The organism is Paenibacillus segetis, from assembly GCF_014639155.1.
GTDB classification, from domain to species: Bacteria; Bacillota; Bacilli; order Paenibacillales; family Paenibacillaceae; genus Fontibacillus; species Fontibacillus segetis.
The window spans coordinates 3,235,481-3,259,344 of the sequence record NZ_BMFT01000001.1 but is presented as its reverse complement, the minus strand read 5'-3'; the positions used below and the strand labels follow the sequence as shown (position 1 = coordinate 3,259,344).

General features: G+C 43.5%; 29 protein-coding genes and 1 pseudogene. 26 read left to right on the top strand and 4 right to left on the bottom strand.

Features of this window, described 5'->3' with window-relative positions; all coding sequences use genetic code 11:
• The first annotated feature begins 43 nt into the window (after positions 1-43).
• The 9 genes and pseudogenes from IEW05_RS15415 to IEW05_RS15375 all read left to right on the top strand — a co-directional run bounded on the left by IEW05_RS15415 (position 44) and on the right by IEW05_RS15375 (position 9,421).
• Complete coding sequence (locus IEW05_RS15415) at positions 44-868, top strand: helix-turn-helix transcriptional regulator (protein ID WP_188540311.1); 825 nt, start codon at positions 44-46, stop codon at positions 866-868.
• A 25-nt stretch (positions 869-893) separates the two neighbouring features.
• Positions 894-1,775, top strand: coding sequence for an AraC family transcriptional regulator (locus tag IEW05_RS15410; RefSeq protein ID WP_188540309.1), 882 nt, complete (start codon positions 894-896; stop codon positions 1,773-1,775).
• Between the two features lie 142 nt (positions 1,776-1,917).
• A pseudogene (locus tag IEW05_RS26010) lies at positions 1,918-2,501 on the top strand (glycoside hydrolase family 16 protein); the annotation flags it as partial.
• On the top strand, positions 2,478-3,158 hold the full coding sequence (locus IEW05_RS25800; protein ID WP_373285838.1) for a discoidin domain-containing protein: 681 nt from the start codon (positions 2,478-2,480) through the stop codon (positions 3,156-3,158). The pseudogene IEW05_RS26010 and the gene IEW05_RS25800, both read left to right, overlap by 24 nt.
• Before the next feature lie 214 nt (positions 3,159-3,372).
• Positions 3,373-4,377: a Gfo/Idh/MocA family protein gene (locus IEW05_RS15395; RefSeq protein WP_188540302.1), complete on the top strand. Its 1,005-nt coding sequence runs from the start codon at positions 3,373-3,375 to the stop codon at positions 4,375-4,377.
• Between the two features lie 28 nt (positions 4,378-4,405).
• Complete coding sequence (locus tag IEW05_RS15390) at positions 4,406-5,323, top strand: helix-turn-helix domain-containing protein (protein WP_229753393.1); 918 nt, start codon at positions 4,406-4,408, stop codon at positions 5,321-5,323.
• 18 nt (positions 5,324-5,341) lie between these two features.
• Entirely contained in the window at positions 5,342-6,424 is a 1,083-nt protein-coding gene (locus IEW05_RS15385; RefSeq protein WP_188540300.1) for a Gfo/Idh/MocA family protein, read from the top strand.
• Between the two features lie 48 nt (positions 6,425-6,472).
• Positions 6,473-7,357, top strand: a complete 885-nt coding sequence (locus IEW05_RS15380) for a sugar phosphate isomerase/epimerase family protein (RefSeq protein WP_188540298.1) — start codon at positions 6,473-6,475, stop codon at positions 7,355-7,357.
• Between the two features lie 84 nt (positions 7,358-7,441).
• A complete protein-coding gene (locus tag IEW05_RS15375; protein ID WP_188540296.1) occupies positions 7,442-9,421 on the top strand; it encodes an alpha-amylase family protein in 1,980 nt (659 codons plus the stop codon).
• A 44-nt stretch (positions 9,422-9,465) separates the two neighbouring features.
• Here the strand turns inward: IEW05_RS15375 and IEW05_RS15370 are convergent, their stop codons facing one another.
• The 3 genes from IEW05_RS15370 to IEW05_RS15360 form a co-directional block, all read right to left on the bottom strand.
• The gene (locus tag IEW05_RS15370; protein ID WP_188540288.1) at positions 9,466-9,804 is read right to left on the bottom strand and encodes a hypothetical protein; all 339 of its coding nucleotides are present in this window, start codon (positions 9,802-9,804) and stop codon (positions 9,466-9,468) included.
• A gap of 6 nt (positions 9,805-9,810) precedes the next feature.
• Positions 9,811-10,422 (bottom strand): ImmA/IrrE family metallo-endopeptidase, encoded by a 612-nt coding sequence (locus IEW05_RS15365; protein WP_188540286.1) that lies wholly within the window; start codon positions 10,420-10,422, stop codon positions 9,811-9,813.
• 123 nt (positions 10,423-10,545) lie between these two features.
• On the bottom strand, positions 10,546-10,911 hold the full coding sequence (locus tag IEW05_RS15360) for a helix-turn-helix domain-containing protein (protein WP_188540277.1): 366 nt from the start codon (positions 10,909-10,911) through the stop codon (positions 10,546-10,548).
• 427 nt (positions 10,912-11,338) lie between these two features.
• On the opposite strand from IEW05_RS15360, the gene IEW05_RS15355 reads away from it, so the two are divergent.
• Positions 11,339-11,830: an ArpU family phage packaging/lysis transcriptional regulator gene (locus tag IEW05_RS15355; protein WP_229753392.1), complete on the top strand. Its 492-nt coding sequence runs from the start codon at positions 11,339-11,341 to the stop codon at positions 11,828-11,830.
• A gap of 53 nt (positions 11,831-11,883) precedes the next feature.
• Here the strand turns inward: IEW05_RS15355 and IEW05_RS15350 are convergent, their stop codons facing one another.
• A complete protein-coding gene (locus tag IEW05_RS15350) occupies positions 11,884-12,564 on the bottom strand; it encodes a stalk domain-containing protein (protein WP_188540273.1) in 681 nt (226 codons plus the stop codon).
• A gap of 301 nt (positions 12,565-12,865) precedes the next feature.
• Between IEW05_RS15350 and IEW05_RS15345 the strand changes: the two genes are divergently transcribed.
• The 16 genes from IEW05_RS15345 to IEW05_RS15270 all read left to right on the top strand — a co-directional run bounded on the left by IEW05_RS15345 (position 12,866) and on the right by IEW05_RS15270 (position 23,863).
• Complete coding sequence (locus IEW05_RS15345) at positions 12,866-13,051, top strand: hypothetical protein (RefSeq protein ID WP_229753391.1); 186 nt, start codon at positions 12,866-12,868, stop codon at positions 13,049-13,051.
• 75 nt (positions 13,052-13,126) lie between these two features.
• A complete protein-coding gene (locus IEW05_RS15340) occupies positions 13,127-13,612 on the top strand; it encodes a hypothetical protein (protein WP_188540268.1) in 486 nt (161 codons plus the stop codon).
• A gap of 5 nt (positions 13,613-13,617) precedes the next feature.
• Positions 13,618-13,833: a YqzN/YkzM domain-containing protein gene (locus tag IEW05_RS15335; RefSeq protein ID WP_188540914.1), complete on the top strand. Its 216-nt coding sequence runs from the start codon at positions 13,618-13,620 to the stop codon at positions 13,831-13,833.
• Position 13,834: 1 nt separating this feature from the next.
• Positions 13,835-15,298 carry a phage tail sheath family protein gene (locus tag IEW05_RS15330; protein WP_188540266.1) on the top strand — a complete coding sequence of 488 codons (1,464 nt, stop codon included), beginning with the start codon at positions 13,835-13,837 and terminating at the stop codon, positions 15,296-15,298.
• Positions 15,299-15,317: 19 nt separating this feature from the next.
• Complete coding sequence (locus tag IEW05_RS15325) at positions 15,318-15,734, top strand: phage tail tube protein (RefSeq protein ID WP_188540264.1); 417 nt, start codon at positions 15,318-15,320, stop codon at positions 15,732-15,734.
• 21 nt (positions 15,735-15,755) lie between these two features.
• Entirely contained in the window at positions 15,756-16,217 is a 462-nt protein-coding gene (locus IEW05_RS15320; RefSeq protein WP_188540262.1) for a phage tail assembly chaperone, read from the top strand.
• A 194-nt stretch (positions 16,218-16,411) separates the two neighbouring features.
• Positions 16,412-18,016 carry a hypothetical protein gene (locus IEW05_RS15315; RefSeq protein ID WP_188540260.1) on the top strand — a complete coding sequence of 535 codons (1,605 nt, stop codon included), beginning with the start codon at positions 16,412-16,414 and terminating at the stop codon, positions 18,014-18,016.
• A gap of 10 nt (positions 18,017-18,026) precedes the next feature.
• Positions 18,027-18,683, top strand: a complete 657-nt coding sequence (locus IEW05_RS15310) for a LysM peptidoglycan-binding domain-containing protein (protein ID WP_188540257.1) — start codon at positions 18,027-18,029, stop codon at positions 18,681-18,683.
• Entirely contained in the window at positions 18,680-19,669 is a 990-nt protein-coding gene (locus IEW05_RS15305) for an XkdQ/YqbQ family protein (RefSeq protein ID WP_188540248.1), read from the top strand. The genes IEW05_RS15310 and IEW05_RS15305 overlap by 4 nt, the downstream gene beginning before the upstream one ends.
• Positions 19,662-20,081 (top strand): hypothetical protein, encoded by a 420-nt coding sequence (locus tag IEW05_RS15300; RefSeq protein ID WP_188540247.1) that lies wholly within the window; start codon positions 19,662-19,664, stop codon positions 20,079-20,081. Before IEW05_RS15305 ends, IEW05_RS15300 begins: the two co-directional genes overlap by 8 nt.
• Positions 20,074-20,526, top strand: coding sequence for a DUF2634 domain-containing protein (locus IEW05_RS15295; protein ID WP_188540245.1), 453 nt, complete (start codon positions 20,074-20,076; stop codon positions 20,524-20,526). The genes IEW05_RS15300 and IEW05_RS15295 overlap by 8 nt, the downstream gene beginning before the upstream one ends.
• The gene (locus tag IEW05_RS15290) at positions 20,526-21,644 is read left to right on the top strand and encodes a baseplate J/gp47 family protein (protein WP_188540243.1); all 1,119 of its coding nucleotides are present in this window, start codon (positions 20,526-20,528) and stop codon (positions 21,642-21,644) included. Before IEW05_RS15295 ends, IEW05_RS15290 begins: the two co-directional genes overlap by 1 nt.
• Complete coding sequence (locus tag IEW05_RS15285; RefSeq protein WP_188540240.1) at positions 21,637-22,215, top strand: YmfQ family protein; 579 nt, start codon at positions 21,637-21,639, stop codon at positions 22,213-22,215. Before IEW05_RS15290 ends, IEW05_RS15285 begins: the two co-directional genes overlap by 8 nt.
• Positions 22,205-23,263 carry a tail fiber protein gene (locus IEW05_RS25795; RefSeq protein WP_229753390.1) on the top strand — a complete coding sequence of 353 codons (1,059 nt, stop codon included), beginning with the start codon at positions 22,205-22,207 and terminating at the stop codon, positions 23,261-23,263. Before IEW05_RS15285 ends, IEW05_RS25795 begins: the two co-directional genes overlap by 11 nt.
• Before the next feature lie 13 nt (positions 23,264-23,276).
• A complete protein-coding gene (locus IEW05_RS15275; RefSeq protein WP_188540239.1) occupies positions 23,277-23,510 on the top strand; it encodes a hypothetical protein in 234 nt (77 codons plus the stop codon).
• Positions 23,511-23,617: 107 nt separating this feature from the next.
• Positions 23,618-23,863, top strand: coding sequence for a hemolysin XhlA family protein (locus tag IEW05_RS15270; protein ID WP_188540237.1), 246 nt, complete (start codon positions 23,618-23,620; stop codon positions 23,861-23,863).
• Position 23,864 lies beyond the last annotated feature (1 nt).

Sequence of the window (23,864 nt, the reverse complement as noted above, 5' to 3'; positions counted from 1 at the left end):
CAATGATTTTCAACTCACTATCACAATATGAAACGGAGTTCCCATGGATAGTAAAATTATTTTTGGCAAGGTTGACGAGCGGACGACGCAGTTACCTGTGTATGTAACAACTGCAGGGTATTGGGATCATCAAGATGAAATGGAGCGAAGTGAAGGATTCCCTGATTTTCAATATCATCAAGTGATCAGTGGCGAAGGGGAGTTATTCGTTGATGGCAGACATATGAGGGTTGGTCCTGGATATGCTTTTGTTCTATTCCCTGGTGTACCCCATTCCTATAGACCACTCAAGGCTCCTTGGGAATTGGTGTGGGTGTCTTTTAATGGGCGTGAAGCAGAGCGTATGCTTACTTACGGTGGTATCCACGATTCAGGTGTAAGGCAAGTGAATGGAGAAACTCTACTCTCCAAGCTGTGGGCGATGTTGGTCATTGCTGAATCTAGACAGGAATCGCTAGAGCTGGAGTTCTCTAAATTGCTGTATTCCTTCTTGCTTGATCTAAGTCAGCAATTAGTTGGTGCAGGTACAATGGATCGCCAACTGGATCGGCTTGCACCTGTTCTTAGGTATATTGAAGAACACCTTCATGAACCTCTTACATTGCAAGAGCTTGCGGACACCGCGATGATAACACCACAGTATTTATGTCTGCTATTCAAAAAGACCTTAAACATGCGGCCTATGATGTATGTAAATCAAGAACGAATCAATCTGAGCAAAGCGCTCCTGTTTAGAGAGTCAGGAAAAAGGATACAAGAGATTGGACAAATGGTAGGTTTTGACCATCCTAGTTATTTCAGTGCGCAATTCAAGCGATACACCGGAATGTCACCGGAACAATTCAAACAATTACATGGATTGAAATAATATTTTGCGGAAAAGGTGGTTCGAGATGCTCGATAAACTCCCTGTCCTTAGTCCTGAAGAGACTCTTCCCTTATTACAGGATCAATTCTATCATCCGCCGTACATTACACTTGCACATATGTACAAGCCTCCAGCGGGTTGGTTTATGACGGAGCAGGAGATCATGCAATATCAGTTGTTATATGGTGTGGATGGAATGGCCGAAAATATCGTTGATGGCGTCAAATATGAGATAAAAAAAGGGGATATCTATTTGATCCCGCCGAATGCCATTCGTTCATTACAGCCCTCCAAAAGTGCCCCTTATGTCGGTGTAACCATTTCATTTCATTTTGGACTTTCACAGTCTCCGCTGGAATCCATCATTGGAGAAGACCTTTATCTTGGAAATGATGCTGAAGGAAGTTTGTTAGGCAAACTAATCCAATTAATTCAGGCCATACAACAGCAAACGATTGCAAGCAGTATGTTAGCACAGGGACTATTGCTACAAATCATATATGAATCTGCTACTATCCGTCCTACAGAAGAACCGCCAAAGTTAAACACGAAAAATAATGCGAAGATGGTGCAAATCTGTAATTATATTAAGGAAAATTATAGTTCGATGATTCGATTGGATACATTAAGCAAAATGACGGGATTAAGTAGAAATTATATCATCCGCCAATTTCGCCGAAGTTATGGTGCTACACCTTCCGATTATCTTGTCACTATTCGCATAGAAAAAGCAAAGCAACTAGCCATTCATACCGATCTTACGATTAGCGAAATTGCGAGCCGAGTTGGGTATACCGACCTGCATTCATTTAGTCGCATGTTTAAAAAACGAATGGGAATTAGTTTGAGCCAGTTTAACGCAACGCTCATATCTTCACTAGACATCGTCTCTCCTTTAGAAGAATAAATAGGGGTTATTTTGGCCGCATAAGTGTTACTTTGGGCTAAATACTTCCATGAACTAGCGCAGTAAACTATGAACTAAAGCTAGTTGTGTAAGCGCTTGTAGTAACGCAATATATCCTTATTAAATTCAGGAGTGAGTGAAAATGACGGACGTGGGAGATCCATTGCATAAAGAAGGCTGGATACTGGTGTTCCAAGATGAGTTCGATGAGCCTACGCTTGATCCAGCTAAGTTTTCACCTTATGGCTTATCTCATTGGAAGAACAAAGAAGAGGTCAAGGCCGTCTATGAAATACGCGATAGTTGTATCGTGTTGCAGCTACCTAATGACAAACAACGTGTGTCTGCTATCGTAACTGGAATGCGAGATGGATTGCATCGTTATGGAGATGATTTAGGTATCGACCATCATGACCGGGCGTTCATGAACCTCGTGACGAAATACGGCTATTTCGAGGTGCGGGCGAAGGTAGCCAAGGGAAGCGGGTTGAACTCTGCTTGGTGGATGATCGGATTCGAAAATCAGAAAGAGCAAAACGCTGAAATTGATATTTTCGAAATGGTAAAGATACGAAATTGTTGAATACGACACTCCACTCTTTACGTGATACGAAATTGAAATACGCGCATATTCCATATGCTACCGCGGAGGATTTGTCCGAGGACTTTCACGTATACGGGTTAGAGTGGGATGAATCGGGCATGAGGTTTTACTTGGACCATGAGCTATACTGGGAAATTGATCAGTCACCAGACTATCCGATGGTCACTTTGCTGCAAATTAATGATGGCGATGGAGGATGGATTGGCGATCTGGATCGCTCGATCCCTTATCCGAAGGAGTATCTAGTTGATTATTTCCGGGTGTATAAACGTGAAGGAATGCCGCAGGAACTAACACCTATCGCAGGAAAAGAGGGCAACCTCGCTCAATATGCAATAAGCGGTGTAGGTAACGATATTACATGGGGTGACTTATATAACGCAGAGTCGCACATTTGTTATATTAATGATGGTGATCCTAACACGGCTTTAATTAGTAAACCAGGAGAATCATTGCCTCACTATATATACTTGGATTGGATGGAACCACAAGTCTTTGATTCCGTCGTTTTAACGACGCGGGCAGGTTTAAAGCAAGGGCCAACGGCGTGGGATATTGATGTATCTGAAGATGGTCTTGCCGATTGGCATAAAGTTGCAGCATCCGGCCATGTTGATTGGAGAAATGACAAAGAAGATTTAGAAATGTGTGAAGTTACTTTTGACCAAGTTGAACAAGTGAGGGCCCTCCGACTGGTGATTCGTGAGTTTAACGGGAATAAGGAAGAGGGAACCTATCAAATTCAAGATTTAGCTGTCTTCCTCAATTCTAAATCGTAAAAATTCATTGAAAAGTAAGAGATAAGAAGAACTGACGCTCTTTTCTGGTGTTCATAGGGAGGGACGACGGGGCTTTTTTTGGATACATGTATGAATGAAAATCGATGTCGTAATATTATATATTAATTGTCGTAATTACCTACTAATAAACGCCTTTATTATGTGTTAATTTATACTTAGATGTCAGAATAATATATAATGGAGGTACAGGCAAATGAGCATAAGGATTGGTAAAATCAGCTTTTGGCATGTGCATGCATGGGAATATACAGAGCAAGCTCAGGAGCATGAAGATACGGTAATAGCTGCGGTCTGGGACGAAAATCCGGAGCGTGGAAAAAAGGCGGCAGACAGTTTAAATGTTCCTTTTTATGAGTCACTGGATGACATGCTTGCCCAAAAGGACATAGATGCTGTCATTGTAGATGCTCCAACGAACATTCATAAAGAGGTTATAGTTGCCGCTGCTAAAGCGGGTAAGCATATTTTCACAGAAAAGGTCATTGCCCCAACGTTGACCGAGGTTAATGAGATTATTTCTGAGGTTGCTGATCATGGGGTGAAATTAACTGTTTCTTTGCCTCGCTTAAATGATGGGTATACGTTATCAATTCAAGATATTTTAAGCCAAGGATTGCTTGGAGACATTACTTATGTCAGAGTTCGCTTATCCCATAATGGAGCGATTGCTAGCTGGTTGCCAGAGCATTTCTACAGTTTGGAACAATGCGGAGGTGGGGCGTTGATTGATCTTGGATGTCACCCGATGTATTTAACGAAGCTGTTCTTAGGTCAAGAAGTCACTGCTGTAAGCGCTAACTTTGGATATGTAACGGGCAAGGAAGTTGAAGATAATGCCGTAGTAACTTTGTATACAGAATCAGGAGCTATCGGTGTGGTGGAAGCGGGATTTGTGAATAGTCATTCACCGTTTACCATTGAGGTCCATGGAACCGAGGGGACTTTATTATACGGAACACCTGAAGAGAAGCTTCTTCTAAGAACGAATAAAGCAGCAGACAAAGCAAATGCTTGGACCGAGATGCCGCTCTATAACAAGCGGGAAAGTGCGTTCCATCAATGGGTGGGTCATATTCAAAATGATACGTTGGCCGTAGAAAATGTTCAAATTGCTGTTGAGCTTACCGGTTTAATGGATGCAGCGAATCGTTCCGCTAAAGAGGGCCGTGTCATTTCGTTATCACAATTAAACGCTTAAAAGCTAACAGCTGTTAGGAGGAATCACCTTGAGTAAATTTCCCTTCGAGATCATGTTTGAAAGACAGGATATGCTGGAAAGGTTGGATATTTCTATCCAGTGGGGACATTATGAGATTTCAGTTCTTCGGTTTCATTTGACCTCTTTCCCGCCAGGCAGAGTCATTGATTTTCATAATCATGCCGAATTCGAATTTCATCTTATTCCAAGGGGAAAAGGGATGGTCATTCTTGGTGATCACATGTATCCATTATCAGAGGGAATGTTGTATTTAACAGGCCCTGGCGTCATGCATTATCAGGAAGCTGATGCTGAAGAGGCGATGGATGAGCTTTGTCTGCATGTAACTATTGTAGAAAAACCTAGAGATGGTGTGGATCCTTGGGAGGCTGCTGAGGCTGAAGAATGTGTCCAGAAGCTGAAGGAGCTTCCACTTGTTCCTGCCCAGGATTATCACAAGGCGATGAAGTGTTTTCTGGAAGCTTATGAAGCTTGTGAGGGTAAGTTAACGGGTTACTATACTTCTATTAAACATCTTGTAATTAGTATTTTATTAAAAGTAACTAGGGCCTATGATTCAGGCGGAGTTGGAGCAGCAGCGCCGGTTCGAAATATGTTAACTTACCGCTATCAGTATGCGATTCAGTATATGCAAGCGAATCATTCGGCAACCGTGACCCTGGAGAATGTTGCTGAAAAGCTGAATATCAGTTCTAGGCAGTTACAACGAATATTTAAGCATATGGATCCGGATCGTTCATTTAGTCGGGTCCTTGAGGATATCCGGTTACAAGCCGTCTGTCGTCAACTTGAAGAAAGTCCCGTCCCAATTGAGCAAATCGCTCAATCTGAAGGGTTTACGAATGCGACATACCTGCACACTGTGTTTCGTAAGCGTCTGGGGATGACCCCTGCTACTTATCGTAATTTGAATCAAACAAATTAGAAATGAGGGTGAGAATAAATGAGTAAAGTGTATCGTGTAGGAGTTATTGGCTGTGGTGGAATTGCGAATGGGAAACATCTGCCTAGTTTGAGTAAGCAAGAGAGAGTAGAGGTCGTGGCTTTTTGTGACATTGTTCAAGAACGGGCTGAAGCAGCTGCAGCGAAGTTCGGAAATGATGAGGCTACTGTCTATACGGATTATAAAGAACTATTGAAAGATAGCTCGCTTGATATTATTCATGTTCTTACCCCCAATGATGCACATGCTGAGATTTCCATCGCCGCACTCGAATCAGGCAAGCATGTCATGTGCGAGAAGCCGATGGCAAAGACAGCAGCAGAGGCTAAGAGAATGGTCGAAGCAGCCAAACGTACAGGTAAGAAATTAACGATTGGGTATGACAATCGGTTCAGACAAGACAGCTTATTTATGAAGAAGGTTTGCGAAGCTGGAGAATTGGGTCATATTTATTTTGCAAAAGCTCATGCCATCAGAAGAAGAGCTGTACCAACCTGGGGCGTATTCCTTGACGAAGAGAAACAAGGTGGAGGACCACTCATCGATATCGGTACTCATGCGCTGGATCTAACCCTTTGGATGATGGATAACTACAAACCAAAGGTTGTTTTGGGCACCAAATATCATGAGCTCTCGCAGAAAGAAGATGCTGCGAACGCTTGGGGACCATGGGATCCGCAGAAATTTACTGTTGAGGATTCAGCTTTTGGGATGATTGTTATGGAAAATGGTGCTACGATCATGTTGGAATCGAGCTGGGCCCTCAACACGCTTGATGTGCACGAAGCTAAGTGCAGTTTGAGCGGAACGGAAGCAGGCGCCGATATGAAAGACGGTCTTCGAATAAATGGCGAGAAATTTAGTCGTCTTTATGAGAATAAAATTGATCTCGGTGCAGGCGGCGTAGCCTTCTATGAAGGTAAAGCAGAAAGTGGCCCTGATATCGAGTTAAGATTGTGGATTGATGCGATCGAACAGGATAAGGACCCGGTTGTAACTCCTGAGCAAGCATATGTGGTATCTCAAATCCTAGAGGCTATTTATGAATCTGCTCAAACAGGTAAGGCTGTGTATTTGGATTAATAGATATTATTCAGGGTTTATGATGAGCAGATATGGAGTGATGAGCAGATGGAACAGTTAAGAATTGGTACCCTTGTAGGTGGTAAAGACGCTGTAAGAGTCATTCCCCAAATTGCACCCTATGGGTTTGAATCATTTAGCTTAACCTTTGGTAGATCAACGGAAGGTATGGATCTCAAAGAGGCGAGCAAAGCGATAACAGAACTCGCCGCAAAGCATGATGCCGTTATTTCGTCCATCGGTGTATACGGTAATACCCTTACTGGAGCTGGAGATAGCGCGGATACTTTGGCAAGCTGGGAACGACTTATTGATCATGCGCATCTGTTTGGAACAGACCTGGTCACTGGTTTTACCGGACGCTTGACGGACCGTCCAATTGACGAGTCGATTCAAAGGTACAAAGAAGTATTCGGAGAGCTGGCGAGACGAGCAGAAGATCGCGGTGTTCGAATTGCTTTTGAAAATTGTAGTATGGGTGGTAACTGGCAGACTGGCGATTGGAATATCGCTCACAATCCGTCCGCTTGGGAGATGATGTTTGACGCTCTTCCAAGCGACAATATCGGACTGGAATGGGAACCATGCCACCAGATGGTAAGCTTGATTGATCCGATTCCGCAGCTTCGTAAATGGGTAGATAAAGTCTTTCATGTACATGGCAAGGATGCGACGATTGCCTGGGATGTCATCAAAGAGCAAGGTATCCATGGACCTAAACCGTATGTATGGCACCGCACACCTGGATTTGGGGACAGTAACTGGAGCGATATTATTACTATTTTGCGACAGGCGGATTATAAAGGCACCATTGATATTGAGGGCTGGCATGACCCCGTGTATAGGGATGAGTTGGAAATGACAGGCCAAGTACATGCACTGAATTATTTAAAACACTGTCGTGGTGGTCATTTTATTCCTAATCCTGTTTAACGAAGACTACGACTACAATGGGATTGCATTAAAATGCTTGAAGCTCGCTGATAGAAGAGAAGAAGTCAAAGAGGAGCGAATAACATGCGATTCAGACAAGTACATCTCGATTTTCATACATCAGAAGCCATTCCGAACATCGGTAAGCAGTTCTCTAAGGAAAATTTTCAGCGCATGCTCAAGCTGGGTGCGGTGGACTCGATCACCGTATTCTCTAAGTGCCACCATGGATGGGCATATCATCCTTCCGTTGCTAATGAGCAGCATCCCGGTTTAACGTTCGACCTGTTAGGTGCCATGATTGAGGCTGCACATGAGATTAACGTAAAGACCCCCGTCTATCTATCCGCCGGACTTGATGAGAAGCTGGCAATTAAACATCCAGAATGGCTTGTTCGAGACAAGGATGATCAGACCAATTGGGTAAAAGGCTTTCTGCAGCCTGGTTATCACGTATTTTGCATGAATACACCCTACCTTGATATCTTACTTCAGCAGATTGAAGAAGTCGTCAGAGGTTATGATGTAGACGGCATATTCCTCGATATTGTCGGTGCACGCAAATGTTATTGCCATACTTGCTTAGCTGAGCTTCGCCTTAATGGTAAGGACCCGCGTGATGAGCAGCATATTATTGATCTTGGCGAGCAGGTCTATATGAATTATTGCCTGAAGGTGAAAGAGCTCATTCATGGCATTCGCCCGGGATTGCCGATATTCCATAATGGTGGGCATATCCCTCAGGGTCGGCGGGATTTGGCTCAGATGAATACACATCTGGAGCTGGAGTCTTTACCGACTGGCGGTTGGGGTTATGATCACTTTCCGTTGTCAGCACGTTATGCCCAGACACTAGGAATGGAGTTCTTGGGGATGACAGGGAAGTTCCATACCACTTGGGGTGAATTTGGAGGCTATAAGCATCCGAATGCTCTTCGATACGAGGCAGCGCTTAGTATTGCGAATGGAGCAAGTTGCTCGATAGGGGATCAACTGCATCCCGACGGTTTGATGGATGAAGCAACCTATGAGCTCATTGGCGCAGCATACCGTGAGGTAGAAGCAAAGGAAGAATGGTGTTCGGATGTTACGAATGTAGCGGATGTTGCTCTGTTGTCTTTGGAAGCTATGATGGCCAAATTGCCGAATGAGCAGAAAGATGTCACGCTACAATCAGATGTAGGTGCAGCTCGCATACTTCTTGAAGGTCATGTGTTATTTGATGTGATCGACGCAGAAGCTGACTTCAATGCATACAAAGTCATAATATTACCCGACTATACGGTTATTGGTGATGAGCTGCAGTTGAAGCTTCAGGACTTCGTGACTCATGGCGGTAAGTTGTTATGTACAGGTAAAGCGGGGCTAAACACTACCGGGGACGCTTTCTTATTTGATTGCGGGGCAGAGTGGGTAGGAGCGAACGAATATAAGCCAGACTACTTCAGACCAGGGTTTAAGCTTAAAAGCCTTCTAGAAGCGGCGTTCGTGATGTATTCGGACGGACAAAAGGTAAAGCTGTTACCAGGTGGGACCGAGCTTGGAAGACGAGAAAATCCATATTTTAACCGTGACCTTTTCACCTTCTGCTCCCATCAGCATGCGCCGAGCGCCAAAGAGTATGGCGGTCCGGGTATGACCGAAGGCAGCGCGGGCATCTATATCGCTTGGCAAGTATTTCATGATTACGCTGTAAAAGGCAGCTTAATCTTAAAGGAAATGGTTCTATACGCTATGGGTAGACTTCTTGGCAATCGCTCTACCATGACTACGAATCTACCAGCTCAAGGGATCGTGACTTTGCAACACCAAACTGCGAAAGATCGTTATGTGAACCATCTTCTGTATGCTGCTCCTGTTAGACGTGGTGATGCTGTTGAAATTATTGAAGATATCATTCCTCTATTCGGAGTAGATGTTCAGCTTCAATTGGAGGAGGAAGTTAGCCAAGTCTATCTGGCTCCTCAGCTTGAACAGCTGCCATATACGCAAATAGATGGTGTGGTTACTTATAAGGTTCCTGAGATTCATGGTCATCAGATGGTCGTCATTCAAACGAAATGATAGAGTTTTTTGCAAGCACCTATTATGAGAATGGGTGCTTGTATTTATTTTTGATGAAAATATCCCCGCTCAAATTTCAATACCTCTTCGATATCGTCCATCTGGACTACGAAATGATAGATCTCGGTACCGTGACGCTGCGCAATACTAGGAAGGTGAATGCCGATAACGGGTTCAGATCCCGGTTGCCTAATCAGGTCCTCCATAAGTACCGAGACTCCAACGACATCACCAAACTCCTCCACTTCAAAGGGCTCAAATGGGCTGGATAATGGAAGGTATAGTGTACGGGTCCAATCCAATTCACCTGGGCGAACTTGAATGATTAACTGAAGCGGTCGCTTCGCTTCGCCATAGAAGTCAGAATATGCTGCGATTCGCATAATTAGTTAGAGCGCCTCCTTTCCTGACAACTGATGCGATAATTGCGTCAAAATACGCTCCGTTTCATTAGACCATTTCGTTTCTTGTTGTTGCTGTTGTCGTTGTTGGGTCTTATTAGCCTCATGTGCTGCCGCGATCAGCGTGCCATGAAGTACGCGGCGTTGTATTTGATCCAGTCTTTGCTCCGCGAGATGAAGCGGGACATGAAATTGATCGGCGAGGTAAGGAATAGCTTCATTACGTTGATCAGGAACATGCAATTTTGCAACCAAATAAAAAGGCATCGCAGCATATAGAACAAACTGATCCGCCTCAAGCTCCTGAGCTTCCTTGAAGAGAGAGGACATATTTCGCTGATCTCCCGCGTGTCTAAGCACATGGCATAACTCATGAAAAAAAATAACCCGTGCAGTCACATCATCGGCATGCTTATTAAGGAATATTACCCCGTCTTCATTGTCGGAAAAAGAAGGGCATATATCGTAAACGAGCTCCACATTAAAAGCTTCTGCGATCCGTTCAATGTCATGATCGGTAGTATTCATAATTCCGTGGCTTAAAAACTTGGTATTGATCCATTGTTCCAAATGGCTTTCTTTATAGTAAGAGAATAACATAACAATCACCTTCTTATGAGAATGTATGTTCGTTTTTTGTTGGAAAATAATGACCCTCGAAAAAAGGGCCGAATTGTTCATTTAGACTATAAGTATTTCGACATCCGTAAGGGGATGTCCTTCTTATGATTTGAATTTCTTTGTGGTATCTTGTTCCAATAACTTCTTCTTCTGCTCCCGATAAGCCTTCAGCGCTGCTTCCATCATCGCAATCTCATCGGCTGTATAAGATTCTGGACCACCATAAAAAGACATGCTTGTCCCTTTCTCATCTGAAGGTGAGGTGTCTTGCGTGCGGCCAAGCAGATAATCCCCGTTGGTATCTAGCGCATCGACAATTCGTCTTAACGATTCCGGATCTGGTTTTCTATCATTCGTTTCGTACCTGGACAACTGTACGATGGTTAAATCCGCTTTGGTAGCTAGATCCTTTTGGGTCATATTCTTTTTTTCCCTAACATATTTGATACGATCGCCCAAAGTTTCCATAGCCGCTCCCTCATTCATCATTTATATCAATATATCATAGTATTACCATATTGGTAAATATATTTGTATTACCGAAATGGTAATTAAATAGGTTGACATTACCAAATTGGTAAAATATAATCGGGATAAGTTACCATTTCGCTATATGACGATAGATCGTCGAGAGGAAGAATATCAGAGCGGAAATTGGTGATTATCGAAGGGATATCTCAGATGAAACTGTAGAACAAGCTACTTTCGTAAGATTGTGATTATTTGATGCCACACTAAAAAATGTTGATCTAACGCTAATTTTGAGAATGAGTCACTGTAGAGAATGTAATTTAAGAGTATAAAGGAAGTTGCTGAAATCAGAAAAAAATTTACGCTAGAAGTTACCAAATTGGTAACATTGATGTTAAGCATGATATCGAGCGGAGGGATTATGATGAGAAAATGTAAACATCCTATACACATCGTTTTTAATACAGTACCAATAGACACTGCGGCTACACGAGCTGCCGTTGAGGAACGCCTAGAAGAAGTTCGGCAGTACAGACAAATTGGATTTATCCGTCAGGAGGCAGTAATCACCGCAAGCTACGAACCGAAGTTTCACGGACCTACGAATGCTATTAGTAAACCAACCGAGACTATCGCCATTAGGAACGTAGACAAGGAAGCGGAATTACGCGAAAAGTCAGCATTGTTGGACAAGGCCATGGGAAATCTATCAAGCCCTCAAAGGGAAGTCATCGAAAGAAGCTACTTAGACAATGAAGGCGAATACGACTTCATCAGCTGCGGAGAAATGGGCATCAGCGACCGCACATATCGCCGGATTAAGGCGAGCGCGATTCAGGTATTGGCGGCGTTCATGAAACTTGAAGTTGTTGAAGGTGATGAGGAAATAACGAGAGAGAAGTATGAAGTCGGCTGATAGCCGGCTTTTTTGTTGGGGTGGAGTATCCTGTGGTATAAAAAAACGTGGGCTCAAAGAGTCCACGTTGCGTATCCGAGTATATCCATTGTTTTCGTGTACGAAGTTAATTTAACTTTGATACTAATGGGTATTTCGTTCTCATCAACTGAAATTCCTTTATATAATGTAGTACTCCTGATCGTTGAACCTTGAATGATCTTATCAATATTTTCAAAGTTTAAGTAATAGCTTCTTCCACTTTGAAGATTTAACTGGGCTTCAATAACAACCCCATCAGAACTACCGTTTAAAGATTCAATTTCATAATCCAGTCCATAATTTAAATCGTTGATATACTCTCTTGGTTCGCTAATTAATCTATTAATAGTAAATTTTATATTACCAAATTCAACAGATTCACCAAGCTTTAATTCTTTATTATAAGTAACGGGTTCTGCAGCTATTGGAAAATTATTTGCATTTGGATTAACAATCCTAATTTCATCAGTCTTTTTATCATAACTAACATCCAGACCCAACGCCTGACTTATTTCCGCTACAGGAAGATAATTAAGATTGTTGTATATTAGGGGCTTGGCATTTAAGTATACTTTCTCCCCGTTCACAAGCACATTGACAGTGTTGTTGAGTTTAGCGGTAATGGTTTTTACACCCTGTGCAAATACCGGACTTGCTATAGATATGGTTAATCCTAAAGCTAGCCCTGTGATTAAATAGCCTATCTTTTTCATAGATTCACTTCTTTCTTTGGGAGAGTGTTCCTATTTATATTTTATTATAAATAGAAATTCTAGTATTTACCACACAAAACAGAGTTTGGAGTTTATTTTGAAAAATAAACGGTGTCCGTTTGATGTCCGGTACATGTCCGTTGCTTGTCCGTTCATTAGACTTTACCCATGTTAAATTTGTATTGTGGGAATCGGGTGAAGCGGATCAGGTGGATCATATAGCATTAAAGTCAGAACTCACAAATTTAAAATGCAAAAGTCGCTGATTCTCTCGGCGACTTTTTTTGTTGGGGGAATTCATTTGAGGAAAAAGAATAAGCTTCGTTCATCAACCCCCGAATCGATACAGCCAGAATTATGTAAGGGCTGCATTTGGGGACGCTGGGAGGGAACAAAGCAATTTTGCAGTCGTCCGCAATGTGTACTGGATGAAAGAGCTGGAAAGGAGGTGAATACCATTGTCGAAAAGAGAAAGTCGTCCGCATGAAAAATTAGCACAGGAGCAATATTCGACTTCAAAGAGGAAGGAACCTGTCCCCCTATCTCAGATGTGGAACTTGCCATGAGTAGCATGACTGAATCTGCACAGAGTACGGTTCATTCTTGGATTACAGCAATTTGTGCTTGGACGCAAGACGTTGTGGGGAGTAAGTGGTCACTGTATAGCGGCGTTTGGCCGACTGATTATACCAAACCTGCGATTATGTGGCGGGTAACTGGAATAGATGTACGTGTACTAGGTTTATCGTCCTATGAGATTGAACAGCGATTGACAGCAACAGTCCTTGCAGATGATCCAATTGAGCAGAATGCGGCAGTTCTTCAACTGCTAGTGGAACTTGGAGCAGCAGTCAAAATACCACTTCAAGCCGCAGAAAGGCGCTTTCTGACCATCAGCGAACCGAAGGGGAATTTGAACGCTAACGTTAACACGACTGGCACGACAGAGGGACAGATTACGGTCACTTGTACTCGGCGAACGGGACGTCGTCCGGTGGAGGAAATTTCATTGATGCAATTCGTAAATTACAAATCAAATATGAGGTGAGAAACTTGGCAGAACGAAAAGGATTTTTCAAAGGATTAGCAGTCCCTGCTAATCCGTCCCCGACCTACTCGGTAGCGGAAATTATAGCGAACGCTGAAGCTCTTGCGGGAGTGAAACCTGAAGTGATGATCGGTGCTTTTCATGGCATCGATAAAGAGATGCTTACCGTTAATGAAGCAAAAGATTTGGTACAACAATTTCTAGAAAAGAAGGTGGAGTAACATGGCAGGAGGCAATTGGAGTTTGACTAATCAACCGGTATTACCAGGTCTGTACATGAACTTTGTGGGCGCGGCCGAAACAGCAATTCAATCGGGAGCACGCGGTGTAGTAGTCGCACCAGTAAAATCACATTGGGGACCCATCGGGCAATTTGTTGAAGTCTCAAATGAAACGACAATTAAGGAAATGTTCTCTAACAATGAATCTAATGGGGCGACAGCTTATACAACGCTGTACCTTTCTTTATTGGGTGGACCTAAGAAGTTGCTAGCTTACAGATTAGCAGATCATTCTGCTGCAGAAGCTGTGGTTACCTTGAAAAATACAGCTCAAACACCAGTAGATGTACTAGCCTTGAAAGCAAAATACACAGGGACACGTGGTAATGACTTCAAGGTGACGATTCAACCAAATCTTGTTGTAGCCAGTCAGAAGGAATTGAAGTTATACGAAGGTAACGTGTTATTGCGAACGATATCTCTTGGAGATGGCACTGTTGATGTAGCTATTGCATCAATCAATGAAGATTCCGGGAATAAGTGGATCGTTGCTGAGAAAGTCGGCGACGGTATTGTTGCAGATGTATCAGGTGTAGTTCTTACTGGCGGAAACAGTGGAATCTCTGGGATCACGAATACTGATTATATCGCGGCTACAGAAGCTTTTGAGACCCAAGACTTCCATGTTCTAACACTCGATGGAGTCAGTGATGCGGCACTTCGTACCAGCTTGGTTGCCTGGGTGAAACGAGTGCGTGGTGAGGGCAAAGGGATTATCGCAACGTTCGGCGGGTCCAAAGCAGAAGATATCGCTGTAGATGCGGTGAGTAAAAGTATTGCTCGCAGTATCGCTACTGATTTCGAGGGTGTTGTAAATGTAGGTACCGGCGGAAAAATGAACGGGAAGGAATACACTTCTGCTCAAGTAGCGGCATGGGTAGCAGGATTAATTGCTGGACAGGCATTGAAGGAGTCGACGACGTATGCTGTGACACCATTTGAAGATGTTACACGTCGTTGGACCCGTTCAGAACAGGAACATGGAATTCAGAATGGTGTGTTTCTGCTGGTGCACGATGGACGTAGAGTTAAGGTACTGCGCGGAGTGAACAGTTTGATTACACCTCGTCAGGGTCAGAACAATGGCTGGAAGAAAATCCGAAAGATTCGGGTTATCGATCAGATTAATTCTGATTTGCAGCGTCAGGCAGAGGACAATTATATCGGTAAAGTCAATAACACAGAAGAAGGTAGAATTGCATTGATTGCTGCTGGAAAGCAATATTTGCAGACGTTAGCTTCAGAAAATGTAATTGAATCTACAGGCTTCGACGTAACACTAGATTCGCGGTTTTATGGGAGTGCTGCACAATTTCAACCCGCAGATGATCAGGTATTCCTGGCATGGACGGCAGATGCTAGTGATGTTATGGAACAAATTTTCGGCACGTTCAACGTGCAATAAATAAGAGGAGGAATAGTCAATGGCACAATATCTTGATCCTGGTCGCGTAATTATGGGGACGTTCGGTCAGATTTTTATTGAGGGAATCTGGCAATCAAATTTAAATCATCTGGAAGCAAATGTAGAGGCCGATAAACGAGAGCTTAATCTCGTCGGCACAGATTATACCGTATTCAAGCTGGGGCGGAAAAAGGGAACCGGCACAATGAGCGGCTACAAAGTGACTTCGGAGATGATTAGCAGAGGATTTCAGAAGTTTAACATTATCCATAAACTTGAGGACCCGGAGGCTTACGGCTTCGAACGGATTCAGTTGAATGGTTGCATGGTAGATAAGATTCAATTAGCGAATTGGACAGCGGGCGAAGAGGTCGTCGAAGAGACGGCGTTTACCTTTGAATCCTATGAACTACTTGATCCGATTGTTGCATCATAATTTGAGGGGGGATAATAAATCATGAGTCAACATGAACAATTTAATGAACAGGACATTCTGGACGGTCTCTTCGAGACGGCAGCCAATCTGCCGGAAGAGACCGTTCTTATTGGTCGGCTTAACCTACGTGTAACTCTACGTGGTCTAACATCAAGTAAGGTAGATGGGATTCGTGAACGCTGCACCGTGCGGAAGACGACCAAAGGTCAAGTCACGGAGAAGATCGACAGTGAGTTGTTCAATGCTGCTTTGATCAAAGAAGCTACCGCTTCCCTTGAAGTCATCAAAAAAACGAGCGAAGGTACGGAGCAAAGTGTGAAGCTGAGTGGGTGGGGCGATGATCGCCTTACGAGTCGCTTGAAGCTCTCCGGTGGCGAAGAGGCTATACGTCGACTTTTGCTAGCGGGTGAACTTGATGCTGTCGGAGATAAAGTGCTGGAGATTTCCGGCTTCGGGGTGGACATCGAAGACGTAAAAAACTAATAAACTCCGGTGGTATGACGACTTTGTTATTCCATATGTGGAGTAAACATAGTCTACGCCCCGGGGTATATTGGTCACTTTCCAAAGGCGAGCGCCTGCTGTTAAGAGCCTTTTCGATAAAGGAGTTGGAGATGGTATCCTCTCCTTCTCCTTCTGGCTCTAATAGGTCACCGCGCGGAGAAAGGAGGTAGGATATGTCTGATAAAGAAATTTACGAATTAGATGTTGTGATTGATAATCGCGACATTGACAAAACAGAGAAGAAGCTGAAGGGCTTGGACAAGTTGCTACAACAAACACAGCGACGCGCATCGGTTCTTGGTAAGACGAAGATAGCTCCTAAGGTTAACTTGGATGATCGAGTAACATCGAAGGTCACTAGGATTAGATACAATTTGATGAAACTAGATCGAATGAAAGTTACACCAGTCGCAACTCTTATCGATCATGTCTCAAGCAATATTGGTGGCATACGTGCTTCTTTGGCCTCATTAACCCAAACTCGCCGGAGCGTTGCTGTCGACGGAGTAGCATGGGACATAGTGATCGGCAAATCTTTTGACGATTGGATCGGTTCCGATGGACAAAGCACACTAGCGAAAATCTCATCAGCTATTGGAACTGCTTTGGGGAATGGACTACGAGGTTTTATCATGCAGGCGCTGGGTTTGGCGGAAGTACCGAAAGCAACAAGAGAGTTTGATTATCTCGAGAAGGGTTCAAATCCGTTGGAAGAGGAATCACCATATGCAGAAGCGGGTCGTCGGGCAGGTGAAACCTTTTTTCAGTCTTTTCTTGGTGTGCTAGATTCTGAGCAGGTTGCTAGTAAGCTTGGTAATATTCCGTTAAATAATGGTGATCAGGACAAAAAATCCGGGTTGGGAGGTTATCTCAAAGAAATTGGAAGTAAGTTAGCGGTAAGCCTTCCAGTAACTATTCTTTCTAAAAGCTTAAGTGCTCCACTTATGAACATGGGCAAGAAGTTATTAAAGTTGGTGGGGATTGGTAAGAAAGCAGGAGTAGCCACTGAAGTTGCAACCGGAGTAGAAACAACTACGGGAACATTATCCAGAACAGCAACATTAGGGACGAGGGGAAATATATTTTCAAAGGCACTTACAAAGGTATTTAGCTATGGTTCGAAGGCACTTAATTACGGCTCGAAGACATTTGCGAAGGTTATCCCTTACGGTTCAAAGGCACTCAATTACGGATCAAATGCACTTACTAAGGCACTTCCTTACGGCTCGAAGGCACTCTCTTTTCTTAAAGGTCCCACAAATTTGGCTGGATTAGTATTTTCGATATATGAAACTCAGAAGTTTATGGATAGAACAGGAATGTCTGATATGGTAAGAGATACTCCTGAGAGGATTTGGGAAGGAATGAATACCCCCATTACTGAAATAAATGGTAAACCAGTAGAGGGAATGGGATATTTTGAACATTGGGCAGAGATAGGGAAGGAAGGATATAATAGCGTTACTAGTAAAGATACTTGGGGGAAGTATTGGGATTTGATAAAATCTTCGTGGGACAAAATGCGCAATGGAGAGAAAATATATAATAGTTCAGAGGATAATAATTCTCAACAATTTTTTACGGAGGATCAGCTTTCCAGTTTTGGGGAAACGCTTAATGATTCTAATAAACAACCAATGGTTAGTGTTAGTACAACTCCAGGGACTGTTAACCTGACAGTTCAAAAAGACGAAATCGACTACGAACAACTCGCCAACTTAGCAGGCTGGCAAATCGCAGACGCTGTAAAGTATTCAATGCAGAACTTAAAGGAGTGAGGGAATAACAATGGAAATCCACTTAATTGATTCTGAGGGTAAGGACTTCTATTTCCCCGTCAATCCTGAAGAAGTTAAGATATCTCGGGGAAAAGGATATGAGACAGTTAACATATTGTCTCTTGGAGAGTTTGATTTTATAAATGGGGAGAAGGTGAAGGAGATCACCTTCTCTTCTTTTTTTCCATTGGTGCATGACGAAGGATATTGTAAGTACAAGCAGATCCCTAATCCGAAAGATGCAATGAACCAATTAACGCAAATTATGAATAGCAAGACACCAGTCCGATTGATTATCGTGGGCCCTACTGGAAATGTGATCAATGCGCTCGTTATGATCGCAACCCATGATAGCACCTTTCGTGGTGGTGAGCCGGGGGATATTTATTTTGATCTGACTGCTCGAACTTGGCGGAAGCCGAAGATCCACGCTAAAGCTGGAGCTGATTCCAGTAAGGAAAAGGGTGGAACAACGACTAGTCGCCCTGATACAAAAAACACTCCCAAGACCTACACCGTCAAATCAGGTGATAGCCTCTCCAAAATTGCGAAGCTTGAGCTGGGGGATAGTTCCAAGTGGCAGGCGATTTATAGCCTGAACAAAGCAATCATCGGACCTAATTCCAATCTGATCAAGCCGGGGCAAAAGTTGGTGCTGCCATCATGAGTTATGAAGTTGTGCTTGAGGATAAGTATTATTTGCGGGAGCTCATTGAGAGCATTTCGTTGAAAGATTCTCTGGATCAAATTTCATATGAAGCTAGTATTCAGTTGAAAGTTCCAAGCGAAGGACTTTCCATTGCCCCAGGACAGGAAATCCGGATTAGCGGCGTTCCTTATTCTGGTCAGTCCAAGGTTCACTTGCTCAACCCTGGTGTCATTTGGGAATGCAATAGCAGTAACAAAAGTACGAAGCATATCAATCTCATGGTGTACGACCGAACGATCTATCTAGTGAAGTCTGAGGATGAATTTCTCTTTCCAGCTAATGGAACTGCTAGCCAACGTTTGAAAAAATATGCAAAAGAGTGGGACATCCAACTTGGAAATGTTCCTGATACCAAAAAGCAGCTGAACAAGGCGACCTACCGCGCGCAGGCGATATACAACATGATCATGGCCGATTTGCGGGAAACGGTTAAAGGTGGAGGAGATATGTACATTCCTCGGATGACCCCGGCCGGGTTGGAATTATTCAAAATCGGTAGTAACAGTTTAGTGTGGAAATTGGAAGCTACCGAGGAGGTTAGCCAGCTTCGAACGTTAGAAGGGGCTATTACTAAGGTGAAAGTTATCGGCAGAAGGGATGAAACAAAAAAGCCCAGCGAGGATTTACCTTCTAAGTTTCTAGCTGTTGCATCCTCAGAGCTTATTCCCAAGCTAGGTACACTACAACGAATCATTCAAGATGAGGATATCACAACAACGACAGCAGCCAAAAAACTTGCTAATTCTATGCTTACAGGCATTCAGGAGACATTCTCCGTGAGCGGGCTAGACATTAACACACTTCGTGCAGGGGATAAAGTTGAGTTAAGTGGTATGGGGTTGATTGTGATGTCTGTGACTCATGAGCTAGGCGATCCTGGTCATATGTCGCTGGAGCTGGGCACTTCGGAGTATGTGAAAAGGAGGTATTTTTTGAATGGCTGATCCATATAAGGTGCTAGCTGTTTCTCTTCGGGACCAGATTGCAGGGTATGCCCAGACGGCTTTGTCTGGACTTGCGACAGAACTTGGGACGTTGACGACCACAGGGTTAAAATTGGACCATTTCAAACATGAAATTCAAGACTACTTCGTTGCTGAATTTCCAGTTACCTTACACTTGCCCGAGTTTCATCTTCTTGGAACAACAGCTTCTCCGATTGATGCAGAGGGCAATCCGGTAGGGGCATCTTCTACTTCATCACGTATGAGATTTGATTTTGAGGCAGCTGAGGTTGAAGGAGTACGAGCTGATCTGGCTGCTGGTTTAATACCTGGAGACAGGGTGGTTGTTCTCAATTTAAATGGTGGTCATGATGTCATTGTGATGTGCAAGGTGGTGAGTAAAGATGGCTAGTTTATTTCCAGTGGATACGGAATGGACTGTAGAAGAAAGCGGCGAAACGGAAAGTTCGGAGATAGAGTTTGGTCGTAGCTGGCTTTTTGATTTTGAAGCAGGAGAATTTGTTATGACCCCGACCCGGAAAATATCATTTGCTGCAGATACAGCAGCTTGGTTAATGTGGTGTCAAAAAGCGGTACGTACCCCTCGGTATAGGCATCTGATTTACTCTCGTGACTACGGACAAGAGTATGAAGATTTAATTGGCACAAGATTCAGCCGAGCCATACTGGAGTCGGAGATCGAACGTATGACGAGGGAGACGTTAATGGAGGATTCAAGGACGGCTTCCGTTGATAATTTTACTTTCGAATGGTCTATGGATAGCTGCTCGTTTACATGTAAGTTGAGAAATATACGGGATGAGACGAAAACTATAGAAGGGAGTGTGAAGGTATAATGGCGGACTTGCCGAGTTTTTTGCAAGATCAGAGTGAAGAGACAATCATGCAAAGAATGCTGGAACGAGTGCCCGCGGATATTGATAAATCCGAGGGTTCTTTTATTTGGGACGCTGAGGCACCGGTTGCATTTATGTTGTCGGAAGCGGCGATTTGGGCGCAGCAGGTGTTGCAGCGGGGTTTTGCCAGTTCTTCGTTCGGAGAGTATTTGGACCTAAGAACGGCTGAGCATGGAGTGGTGCGGCGGACAGCTGTTGCAGCGACTGGATCTGTTAGGTTTAAAGGGACACCGGGGAAAGTAATCCCAGCAGGTTCTATTGTCGCAACTCCAGCGGATGAAGTAACAGCTGAAGCATCGATTGAATATGAGACAGTTGCTGCTGTTATTTTACTAGAGAACGGTGAGGGTATAGTGCCTGTTCGCGCAATCGTACCAGGAAAATCAGGAACGGTGCCCGCCGGGGTCATTACGGTATTGTCCACTCCGATCAATGGTGTGACTGCGGTGACGAATCTGGAAGAAACGCGAGGCGGAGCAGATATCGAATCGGATGAATCTTTGCTTGAACGATTCTATTCTCAAGTTCGCAATCAAGGGACAAGCGGCAACAAAGCTCAGTATTTAAAATGGGCCGGAGAAGTTGCGGGTGTAGGCGGAATGCAGGTGACTCCACTCTGGAATGGACCAGGGACAGTAGGAATTTATTTGCTCGACACCGAAAAACGTGCGGCTAATGCGGAGATAGTAGCTGCAGTTCAACAGTATATTGATCCCACGCAGGACGGGCAGGGGGAAGGGACGGCACCCGCAGGCCCAATTGTTACTGTGCAACCAGCACAAGAAGTATCTATTAACATTAGTGTGAAGCTTACACTTGCGAGTGGTGCTTCATTTGCGGACGCGAAGGCCCATATTTTAAGTGGGGTAAAGGGATATTTGAAGCAGCTAGCATTTACTGATTCTTATGTTAGGTATACACGTATTGCGGCAGTTCTGCTCGATATTACATCAATTATAGATTATTCCGATTTGACGATGAACGGTAGTACGGATTCTGTTATGGAGATCCATCCAGGGCAAGTTGCCGTATTGGGGACGGTGGATGTCCATGAATGAGACTCTAATAGCAAGCGAACGCGGGCGTGAACTGTTCTCGTATCTTCCGACTTACTATGAGAGTTCTCGTATTATGCAAGCGGACATGAACACTAAGGGAACAGAGCTGGATTCGCTGTTTGGAACACTAGATGAAATATTGCAGCAATTTTTTGTTCAGACAGCTACTTGGGGTTTGGACCGTTGGGAGTATGAGTTAGGAATTCAGACTGATCAACGCAAGCCGATAGAACAACGTAGAGCATTGGTTGAATCTAAACTACGCGGCAGTGGGAAATTCTCCGGACGCCTAGTCAAAAATGTAGCCGAAGCCTACGACGGAGGCAAAGTAAACGTAACATTCCAACCGCAGGAGTGGAGTTTTACGGTAGAGTTCATCGATACGGTAGGAATCCCACCTAACTTGGATGATTTGAAGGCCATAATTGACGAGATTAAGCCAGCCCATATGAAGGTGGAATATGAGTTCAATTATTTGCTCATTCGAGATATTCACGGTGTCCTGACACTCAACCAGATGGAGCAAGTTCCCTTATTAAAATTTGCAGGAGGTGATCCAGTTGGCCAGTAACACACCTAAACTTAATTTATTGAAAAAAAATCCGGCAACTGACGGTAACGAGACATTTAATATTAAAACAATGCTGAATGACAACTGGGATAAAATTGATGTCGCTGTCGGTGATTTGCAGGAAGCGGTGCAGGATATTCATGTGCCGAATGCTACTTTGGCTCAAGCTGGGATTGTGCAGCTCTCAAATGCTACTAATGGTACGAGAGAGAATGTGGCGGCGACGGAGAAAGCGGTAAAGATGGTAAATGATTCGGTTAATGTGCATTTGGCGGATATAGCGATATTGAACCCGATAACAGGCAGCACGGAAAATGCTATATTTCTAAACTTTACAGCGGCACAAAATAAAAAGGGCTCATTTAAGGCTACTGTAAATAATACCGCTAACGTAACCATCAATAATATACCATTTTTGAAATTGGACGGAAACCAAATTGCATCTGGCGGTATTAAGTCAGGTAAGGTTTACGATTTTTATTACGATGAAGCAAGTGGTGGGCGTTTTTTTATATTAGCTAAAGCATCTGGTAACGCTGCTGCTGGTGATGTTTTAGCTGGGAAGACATTCAGCAGTGATGATGGGGAATTTACTGGTACAATGCCAAACCGTGGTGCTGGTCGCACCGTTACACCAGTAACAACAGACCAGATTAAAGAAGCTGGATATTATAGCAGTGATATTACTATAAAAGGCGATTCTAATCTATTACCTGCAAATATTGTGCAGGGTAAAACTATATTTGGTGTTACTGGAAAGGCCTCTAACAGATATCGGTTCCCCTCTTCTGAAATAGAAATTCCACCAAATTCAGTATTAAACGTACCATTACCCTTCACACCTATTACTTATTTTATAACTGTAAGACATTTTGCTTTTGTTGCTCCAATTTATACAAAAATTTTTTCAAGTGAGTCATATTTTAGTATTGATCAGTCTTCTGGTTCCGCTAAAATTGATATATTCCATTCATCTAATTCACTAATAATTAAAAACAATGAATCTGAATTAATGAAAATTATAGAAGGCGTTGCATACGCTGTATAAGGAGTTGTTACTAATGGTTGAATCTTGGATTAAAAAAAATTACTTAACTGGAATGTTGGATGTAGTCGGAGAATGCATAGTCTGGGGGAGTAGTGATATGTATTATGGTATTTACACACCAATAGATAAATTTGAAAAGATGTTTGGTGCTGTAATCCAGAACGCACTTGATACCGGTTCGGATGTTAAGCAGGCTATCAGAGACAGTGATGCAGACAACACAAAAGGATTTAACGATATCCTATAGCGCTTAATGAAAAAACTACTCCACACCACCAACGCCCCCTTAGGCGTTTTTATTTTACCCCCGGACCTCATCCGGGGGTTATTTCTATCAGACAGGAGGAATACCTAATGCCAGACCCGCAACTGGAAACATTACAACGAGTAACGCGAGTCGAGACGAAGGTAGATAATATCGAGGAGAAGCTAGACTCCGCGATTAACGCGCGCGAATTGGCTGTAGAAGCGATATCTTTGGCGAAGTCGGCGCATGAGCGGATAGACAAAATCGATAAGACGATTTTTTGGTTGGTCACAACTGTAATTGGTGCTGTCATTCTGGCAATAATTAAAGTTGTTATGGAAGGAAGAGGGTAGT

What these genes read in the sequence shown, in the direction of transcription:
- IEW05_RS15415 (WP_188540311.1), top strand. Translation starts at nt 44, where the DNA reads ATGGATAGTAAAATTATTTTTGGCAAGGTTGACGAGCGGACGACGCAG.
- IEW05_RS15410 (WP_188540309.1), top strand. Translation starts at nt 894, where the DNA reads ATGCTCGATAAACTCCCTGTCCTTAGTCCTGAAGAGACTCTTCCCTTA.
- IEW05_RS25800 (WP_373285838.1), top strand. Translation starts at nt 2,478, where the DNA reads ATGAGGTTTTACTTGGACCATGAGCTATACTGGGAAATTGATCAGTCA.
- IEW05_RS15395 (WP_188540302.1), top strand. Translation starts at nt 3,373, where the DNA reads ATGAGCATAAGGATTGGTAAAATCAGCTTTTGGCATGTGCATGCATGG.
- IEW05_RS15385 (WP_188540300.1), top strand. Translation starts at nt 5,342, where the DNA reads ATGAGTAAAGTGTATCGTGTAGGAGTTATTGGCTGTGGTGGAATTGCG.
- IEW05_RS15380 (WP_188540298.1), top strand. Translation starts at nt 6,473, where the DNA reads ATGGAACAGTTAAGAATTGGTACCCTTGTAGGTGGTAAAGACGCTGTA.
- IEW05_RS15375 (WP_188540296.1), top strand. Translation starts at nt 7,442, where the DNA reads ATGCGATTCAGACAAGTACATCTCGATTTTCATACATCAGAAGCCATT.
- IEW05_RS15370 (WP_188540288.1), bottom strand. Translation starts at nt 9,804, where the DNA reads ATGCGAATCGCAGCATATTCTGACTTCTATGGCGAAGCGAAGCGACCG.
- IEW05_RS15365 (WP_188540286.1), bottom strand. Translation starts at nt 10,422, where the DNA reads ATGTTATTCTCTTACTATAAAGAAAGCCATTTGGAACAATGGATCAAT.
- IEW05_RS15360 (WP_188540277.1), bottom strand. Translation starts at nt 10,911, where the DNA reads ATGGAAACTTTGGGCGATCGTATCAAATATGTTAGGGAAAAAAAGAAT.
- IEW05_RS15355 (WP_229753392.1), top strand. Translation starts at nt 11,339, where the DNA reads ATGAGAAAATGTAAACATCCTATACACATCGTTTTTAATACAGTACCA.
- IEW05_RS15350 (WP_188540273.1), bottom strand. Translation starts at nt 12,564, where the DNA reads ATGAAAAAGATAGGCTATTTAATCACAGGGCTAGCTTTAGGATTAACC.
- IEW05_RS15340 (WP_188540268.1), top strand. Translation starts at nt 13,127, where the DNA reads ATGAGTAGCATGACTGAATCTGCACAGAGTACGGTTCATTCTTGGATT.
- IEW05_RS15330 (WP_188540266.1), top strand. Translation starts at nt 13,835, where the DNA reads ATGGCAGGAGGCAATTGGAGTTTGACTAATCAACCGGTATTACCAGGT.
- IEW05_RS15325 (WP_188540264.1), top strand. Translation starts at nt 15,318, where the DNA reads ATGGCACAATATCTTGATCCTGGTCGCGTAATTATGGGGACGTTCGGT.
- IEW05_RS15320 (WP_188540262.1), top strand. Translation starts at nt 15,756, where the DNA reads ATGAGTCAACATGAACAATTTAATGAACAGGACATTCTGGACGGTCTC.
- IEW05_RS15315 (WP_188540260.1), top strand. Translation starts at nt 16,412, where the DNA reads ATGTCTGATAAAGAAATTTACGAATTAGATGTTGTGATTGATAATCGC.
- IEW05_RS15310 (WP_188540257.1), top strand. Translation starts at nt 18,027, where the DNA reads ATGGAAATCCACTTAATTGATTCTGAGGGTAAGGACTTCTATTTCCCC.
- IEW05_RS15305 (WP_188540248.1), top strand. Translation starts at nt 18,680, where the DNA reads ATGAGTTATGAAGTTGTGCTTGAGGATAAGTATTATTTGCGGGAGCTC.
- IEW05_RS15300 (WP_188540247.1), top strand. Translation starts at nt 19,662, where the DNA reads ATGGCTGATCCATATAAGGTGCTAGCTGTTTCTCTTCGGGACCAGATT.
- IEW05_RS15295 (WP_188540245.1), top strand. Translation starts at nt 20,074, where the DNA reads ATGGCTAGTTTATTTCCAGTGGATACGGAATGGACTGTAGAAGAAAGC.
- IEW05_RS15290 (WP_188540243.1), top strand. Translation starts at nt 20,526, where the DNA reads ATGGCGGACTTGCCGAGTTTTTTGCAAGATCAGAGTGAAGAGACAATC.
- IEW05_RS15285 (WP_188540240.1), top strand. Translation starts at nt 21,637, where the DNA reads ATGAATGAGACTCTAATAGCAAGCGAACGCGGGCGTGAACTGTTCTCG.
- IEW05_RS15275 (WP_188540239.1), top strand. Translation starts at nt 23,277, where the DNA reads ATGGTTGAATCTTGGATTAAAAAAAATTACTTAACTGGAATGTTGGAT.
- IEW05_RS15270 (WP_188540237.1), top strand. Translation starts at nt 23,618, where the DNA reads ATGCCAGACCCGCAACTGGAAACATTACAACGAGTAACGCGAGTCGAG.